Genomic DNA, 6,485 nt, shown 5'->3' with positions numbered 1-6,485 from the left:
CCCCGGGGCTACCCCGTCGCCCCCGCCCCGTTCAGGGACACACCCGCGGGAGCCACCTTCGTACCGTTCGTCACCGAAGACACCGGCAGATCCGCAAGCCCCAACTCCCGCGCCGCCGCCAGCAACTGCTCCACCTGGCCCGACGCCGCCCCCGGCGACCCCATCAGCCGCATCAGCAGCGCCGACACCGTCAGGTTCTGCACATCACCCGTGGAGACCGACCCCAGCACCCGGCTCAGGTCATCGGTGAACGACGACGAACCGTCCAGCCACGGCCCCGCCAGCGCCTGCGCGGTCTGCGAGTTCTCCACGAAGCCGTCCACCGCCTTGCCGAGCGAGACCGACGAGACCAGCCGGTCGAAGAAGACCGAGTCGCCCCCGACGATGTCGATGTCGGCGTTCTCCAGACCCGTCGCCAGGACCGACGCCTGCGCCTCGGCGACCTGCCGCTGCACGTCCAGGCCGGCCAGCCGGATCTCCTTCTCCGCGTCGAGCCGCAGGCGGTACTCCTCGTGCCCGCGCGACGCCTCGTCCAGCGCCGCCATCGCGGCCGCCTTCTCCGTGAGCCCCGCGGCCTCCGCCTTCAGCTTCTCGCCGATGACCGCCGCGTCGGCGGTCGCCTGCGCCCGGGTGCCCTCCGCGTCGGCGAGCGCCTTGAGCCGCGCGCCCTCCGCCTCGGCCTTGAGCCGGGCCGCCGTCGCCTCGGCCTCCGCGAGACCGGCCTTCTCGGTGACGTCCGCCTCCGCGTCCCGCACCTGTACGGCGGCGAGCCCCGGCGCGGCCGTCTCGGCCTGGACGCCCTCCGCCAGCCGGAGCTTGGCCTGCGCGTCCAGGTCCGCGGTCTTGAGTCGCGCCTCGGCGAGCGTGAGCTGCTCGGCCGCCAGGTGCGTCGAGGCCGCCTCCGCCGCCTCGGCCGCCTTGATGTCCTTGACCAGCTTCTCCTGCGCCTCCGCCTCGGCGGCGATGATGACCGACTTCCGGGCCCGCTCGGCGTCCTCGACGGCGCGCAGGGTGAGGATCGACTCCTCCTGCTCGGCGACCGTACGGTCCACCGCGATCCGCTCGCGGATGACGTCGGCGACCTCGCGGCGCTCGGCCTCGACCTCCTTCGTGGCGGCGATCCGGTTCAGCTCGGTCTCGCGCTCACGCCCGATGACCTCCAGCATCCGGTCCTTCTCGATGCGCTCGCTCTCGACGGCGATGACCCGCTCGCGGTTCTTCTGCGCGACGGCGATCTCCCGCGCCTGGTTCTCGCGCTGGATGCCGAGCTGCTCCTCGGTCTTGATGAACGCGCTCTGCGAACCGAGCCGCTCCTCCTCCTGCACCCGGGCGGTGGCCGCCTCCTCGCGGGCCCGCAGGCTCTCGACCTCGCGGCGCTGCTTGATCTCGGCCTCGGCCTGCCGGCGCTCCAGCTCCAGGATCGTCTCGCGGGCGTCGACGTCCTGCCGGGTGATCTCCTTCTGCTCGGTGCGCTGGAACTCGTTGGTCCGCACGTGCTCGATCGCCGTCAGCTCGGTGATCTTCCGGATGCCCTGGGCGTCGAGAATGTTGGAGCCGTCGAGCTGCGCCATCGGGGTCTGCTCAAGGAAGTCGATCGCGGCGTCGTCGAGGTGGTAGCCGTTCAGGTCGGTGCCGATGACCTGGATGATCCGGTCCCGGAACTCCTCGCGCTTGGTGTACAGGTCGACGAAGTCGAGCTGCTTGCCGACCGTCTTGAGGGCCTCGGAGAACTTCGCCGCGAAGAACTCCTGGATGGCGGCCTTGTCACTCGCCCGCTGCGTACCGATGGACTGCGCGACCTTGATGACGTCCTCGACGGTCTTGTTGACCCGGACGAAGAAGGTGATCTGGATGTCGGCGCGGATGTTGTCCTGGCAGATCAGTCCCTCGCGCCCGGCGCGGTGGATCTCGATCTTCTTCACCGAGATGTCCATCGTCTCGGCCTTGTGGAGCACGGGCAGGACGACGGCCCCGGTGAAGGTCACGTCGACCTTCTTGGTCTTGGAGATGATCAGCGCCTTGCCCTGCTCGACCTTGCGGAACAGCCGGGTGATGACGAAGGCGATGGCGATGACGATGAGCAGGACAACGGCGATGAGCACGCCGATGCCCAAGGAGATGGCATCCATAGAAGAGTCCTTGGCGGCTGGTGGGAACGGAAGTGGCACAGCGCGGTGCGGCGGTGACCAGCGGTTACGCAGAACGGAGACGGGCCGGACGAACGTCGGCCGCTCGTCCCGGACCGAGCGCCGCTGTCAGCCGGTCGGGCCCGGATCGAGCGCCGCGTCGTAGGGCGCGACCCAGAAGAACTCGCCGTCCTCGTCGTACGCGTAGAGGAGTCCGGAGCCGCCCATGACGAGCGGCGCTTCCTCGGCGCCCGGCCCGGAGAGCCGGGAGGGGGACGCGAAGGACGCGGCCCGGCGGACCTGCACGATGGCCGTCGATCCGTCGCGCGACACGACCTCGGCCTGGCCGAAGACCGCGGTGACGGAGCCGGTGCGGATCGTGCAGACGCTCCCGACGAAGTCCAGCCGTGATGGCGGAGGTTCCGCCGGGAAGTACCGGCGGAAGCGGTGGACGAGGAGGCGGACGGCCGCCCAGGCGAGGAGCAGCGACCCCGCGAGCACGGCGATGGCGAGGGCGGCGCGGGTGGTGCTGCCGGTGTGGCTGTGGTCGAGCAGGACCGTGCCGGTCAGGCTGCCGAACCAGGCGAAGACGACCAGCAGGGAGATCGAGACGGAGACCGGGACACCGCCGAAGCCGACCGGGCCGGTGTCGAGGTCCGCGTCGAAGGAGTCGTGGCCGGCCGCCCCGGCCAGCACCAGCAGCCAGAAGCAGACGACGACCACGAGAGCGGCGCCGAAGATGACGGCGGGGAATCCGGTCGCCGCGTTCAGGAACTCGTCCATCGGTCCCACCTCCCCTGCGGTTCTGCGCGCAGGCCCTGCGGCGGTGCGCGTCCGTGATCCGGTACGGGGGCGGCGAGCGGCGGCCGGTCGACGAGCGGTCGAGCGGTGAGCGGCCGGGTCGGCGGGCGGCGGGGCCCGGCGACCGCGGCGTGGTCGTAACGTGCCGCGGCGGCCGGGTCGTGCCCCTTCGGAAGCCCTCCCGCCGGCCCTCTCCCGGACCGTCCTCGATCCCCCGTGGACGGTCCGGGATCCAAGCGTCGAGAAGGGCTTCCGCTCCCCCGTCCCCCGGTTTCCCCCGGTGCTCCCCCGTGTGCTTCCCCCGTGTTGTTGCTGACCTGATCCTGTCAGCCGGGCCCCCCTCAACGCATTGCCGGATCCCGGCAATCTTTACGCTTTGCTGATGCCGGGCACCGGCACCGCCCCGTGTGCGTTGGGGAAATGACAGGACTGTTGCAAGGCTGAAGGAGGGTACGTGGCCGAGCCGAGGATTCCCGAGGAAATGCTGGGCAATTATGCCCATATTCTGGGCGAAGTCGCCCTCACCGGCCGTCGCCTGACGCGTAACGAACTGGAGGAGCGGCGCGCGCTGGGCCGTGCGGCGGCGGACGCGGGTCATCAGCTGCGTGCCCTGGTGGCGATGCACCTGGCGCACACCCGTGAAGCCTGGCCGCGAGCTACTGCCGGAAACTCCCCTGCCGCGACCGACGCGGTCCTGGCCGCGGTGGAGCAGGCGGTCGACGCGTTCGCCGAGGGCTTCGAGCGGGCCCAACGCCTCACCGTACGGCGGGAGGAGGCGGCGCGCCGGGAGTTCATCGACGACCTGCTCTACGGGCGCAGCGATCTGGTCCGGCTCGCGGAGCGGGCGACCCGCTTCGGGCTGCGGCTTTCCCGGGCCCACGCGGTGGCGGTGGCGTCGGGCCCGGAGGCGTACACCGAGACGGACGCGGTGCCGCGCAGTGTGGAGGCGGCGCTGCTGACGCGGTTCAGCGGGCGCAAGATCCTGCTGACGACGAAGGACGGCCGGATCGTCTGCATCGCGCCGGGCAGCCAGCCCGACGTCCTGAGGTACTTCGCCAAGCAGGCGCACGCGGCGACGGACGGCGGACAGGTGGCGGTCGGCCGCCCGCACAAGGGCCCCGGCGGGGTGGTCCACTCGTACGACGAGGCGCTCGAAGCCCTCGATCTGGCGGACCGGATGGGGATGGAGGACCCCGTGCTGTACGCCTCGGACCTCATGGTCTACCCGGTGCTGACCCGGGACCGGCAGGCGATGGCCGACCTGGTGCGCAGCGAGCTGGGTCCGCTCCAGAAGGCGAGGGGCGGCGCGGAACCGCTGCTGAACACGCTGGCGGTCTACTTCGACGCGGGCTGCGTCGCCGCCGAGACCGCCCGCCGGCTGGCGTTGAGCGTACGGGCGCTGACGTACCGCCTGGAACGCATCCACCAGTTGACCGGGTCCGACCCTTCGGACCCGATGCACCGCTACAGCCTGCAGACGGCGGTCATCGGCGCCCGGCTGCTGGACTGGCCGGACAAGGAGCTGTGAGGCACCCGGGCCGGCCGATGAAGCGCCGTGCAGGTTGCCGGCCGTACGGATTGCTCGCCGTGCAGGTTGCCGGCCGTGCGGGTCGCTCGCCGTACGGGTTCCTCGCCGTGCGGGTTGCTAGAGGTCGAACTCGTGCGGCGGCAGGTCGAGGGCGAAGCACGCCTCCCGGACCACGCCCCGCTCGGAGGCGTCGAAGTCACCGTCGGCACCGCCGATGACGATGCCGATCTGGACCACGGCACGGGCCTCGGCGGGCTTCTTCTTCGCCTTGGCGACCTCCTGGAGCACGCTGACCTTGCCGAAGGCGAAGTCGGCGGTGAGCTGGTCGACGTACGCGTTGAAGCGGCGCTGCAGATCGTCGGCGGGGAAGTTCCGCAGGACGTCGTTGGTCGCGATGAGCGTAGCGACGCGCTGCCGCTCGCTCGGGTCGACGGAACCGTCGGCGGCGGCGACCAGAGCGCACATGGCCATGCTCGCGTCCCGGAACGACCCCGACGTCAGCTCGTTCTTCTTCGCCTCCAACTGCGTCTGCATCGACGAGGCGGATTCCTTGATGCGATCCCACAGAGCCATGACATCTCCCTAGGTTGACAACTCTACAAGCGTGTAGAGATTAGCAGCCGGGATGTCTCGCGGCGCTGGAATCGGGAGCTTTGCGCAGGGGACGACGGAGCCCCCGGACACGAGGTGTGTGTCCGGGGGCCCGGCCGTGGTCCGCGAGTGTCAGCGGCAGGGCGGCGCCTACTCGTGCTTCTCGCCCGCCGGCTCCGGGGTGAGGTCGTCGTGCGAGCCCAGCCGGCGCTCGGGAGCGGACTTCGCGACGGGCTCGGCCTCCGCGCCGCTCACGCCGACGGGCTTGTCGCCGCCGCCACCGCCGCGACGGGCCTCGATCTTCGCCGCGATCGGCTGCGTCCACCGGGCGGTGAGGGGGCCGACGATGACGAGGATCAGGACGTACGCGGTGGCGATGGGGCCGATGCGCGGCTCGGTGGCCACGGCCAGACCGGCGATGACGATGGAGAACTCACCGCGCGCCACTAGGGTGCCGCCGGCGCGCCAGCGACCGCGCGAGCCGACTCCGGCGCGGCGGGCGGCGTAGTAGCCGGTGCCGATCTTGGTGAAGGTGGTGATGATGGCCAGCAGGGCCGCGGGCAGCAGTACCGGCGGGATGTCGGCCGGGTTCGTGGAGAGTCCGAAGAAGACGAAGAACACGGCGGCGAACAGGTCCCGCAGCGGGGTGAGCAGCTTGCGGGCGCCCTCGGCGACCTCGCCGGAGAGCGCGATGCCGACGAGGAACGCGCCGACGGCCGCGGACACCTGGAGCTGCTGGGCGACACCGGCGACCAGGACGGTGAGGCCGAGGACGACCAGGAGCAGCATCTCCGGGTTGTCGGAGGAGACCGCGCGGCTGATCAGACGGCCGTGGCGGAGCGCCAGGTAGAGGACGAGGCCGACGGCCCCGAGCGCGATGACCAGCGCGAGGCTGCCGCCGGCCAGACTGACCCCGGCGAGCATGGCGGTGAGCAGCGGCAGGTACACCGCCATCGCCAGGTCCTCCATGACGAGGACGCCGAGGATGACGGGCGTCTCGCGGTTACCGAGCCGGCCGAGATCGGTCATGACCTTCGCGATCACGCCGGACGACGAGATCCAGGTGACACCGGCGAGCGCGACGGCGCCCACGGGCCCCCAGCCGAGGATCAGCGCGGCGACGGCGCCGGGTGTGGCATTGAGGACGAAGTCCACGGCGCCGGAGGGGTATTGCGTCTTGAGGCTGGTGACGAGTTCGGAGGCGCTGTATTCGAGCCCCAGCAGGAGGAGCAGCAGGATGACGCCGATCTCGGCGCCCACCATGGTGAATTCCTCGCTGGCGTCGAGCGGGATGAGGCCGCCGTGGCCGAAAGCGAGCCCGGCGAGCAGGTAGAGCGGAATGGGGGAGAGCCCTATCCGCCCGGCGAACCGCCCGACGAGCCCCAGCCCGAGGATGACGGCCCCCAGCTCCACCAGCAATGCAGTCGTGTCATGCACGG

Annotated in this window: 5 protein-coding genes; 1 reads left to right on the top strand and 4 read right to left on the bottom strand. The window is 71.1% G+C overall.

Annotated elements, in window-relative coordinates; translation table 11 throughout:
- Positions 1–8: 8 nt before the first annotated feature.
- Together ACFWM7_RS15175 and ACFWM7_RS15170 are read right to left on the bottom strand one after the other, a co-directional pair.
- A complete protein-coding gene (locus ACFWM7_RS15175; RefSeq protein ID WP_383260352.1) occupies positions 9–2,129 on the bottom strand; it encodes a flotillin family protein in 2,121 nt (706 codons plus the stop codon).
- A 126-nt stretch (positions 2,130–2,255) separates the two neighbouring features.
- Complete coding sequence (locus ACFWM7_RS15170) at positions 2,256–2,909, bottom strand: hypothetical protein (RefSeq protein ID WP_383260350.1); 654 nt, start codon at positions 2,907–2,909, stop codon at positions 2,256–2,258.
- Positions 2,910–3,381: 472 nt separating this feature from the next.
- On the opposite strand from ACFWM7_RS15170, the gene ACFWM7_RS15165 reads away from it, so the two are divergent.
- A complete protein-coding gene (locus ACFWM7_RS15165) occupies positions 3,382–4,455 on the top strand; it encodes a PucR family transcriptional regulator (RefSeq protein WP_383260347.1) in 1,074 nt (357 codons plus the stop codon).
- Between the two features lie 117 nt (positions 4,456–4,572).
- Here ACFWM7_RS15165 and ACFWM7_RS15160 read toward each other — a convergent pair whose 3' ends face one another.
- Together ACFWM7_RS15160 and ACFWM7_RS15155 are read right to left on the bottom strand one after the other, a co-directional pair.
- Positions 4,573–5,028: a tellurite resistance TerB family protein gene (locus tag ACFWM7_RS15160; RefSeq protein ID WP_383260345.1), complete on the bottom strand. Its 456-nt coding sequence runs from the start codon at positions 5,026–5,028 to the stop codon at positions 4,573–4,575.
- 168 nt (positions 5,029–5,196) lie between these two features.
- Complete coding sequence (locus ACFWM7_RS15155) at positions 5,197–6,483, bottom strand: cation:proton antiporter (protein WP_356565472.1); 1,287 nt, start codon at positions 6,481–6,483, stop codon at positions 5,197–5,199.
- Between the last annotated feature and the right edge of the window lie 2 nt (positions 6,484–6,485).

Source organism: Streptomyces sp. NPDC058375 (genome assembly GCF_042723425.1).
Classification (GTDB): domain Bacteria; phylum Actinomycetota; class Actinomycetes; order Streptomycetales; family Streptomycetaceae; genus Streptomyces; species Streptomyces durocortorensis.
The sequence above is the reverse complement of the archived record's forward strand: the minus strand, read 5'-3'. Positions and strand labels throughout refer to the sequence as shown.

Coding starts and splice junctions, on each gene's coding strand:
- ACFWM7_RS15175 (WP_383260352.1), bottom strand. CDS start 2,129: ATGGATGCCATCTCCTTGGGCATCGGCGTGCTCATCGCCGTTGTCCTG.
- ACFWM7_RS15170 (WP_383260350.1), bottom strand. CDS start 2,909: ATGGACGAGTTCCTGAACGCGGCGACCGGATTCCCCGCCGTCATCTTC.
- ACFWM7_RS15160 (WP_383260345.1), bottom strand. CDS start 5,028: ATGGCTCTGTGGGATCGCATCAAGGAATCCGCCTCGTCGATGCAGACG.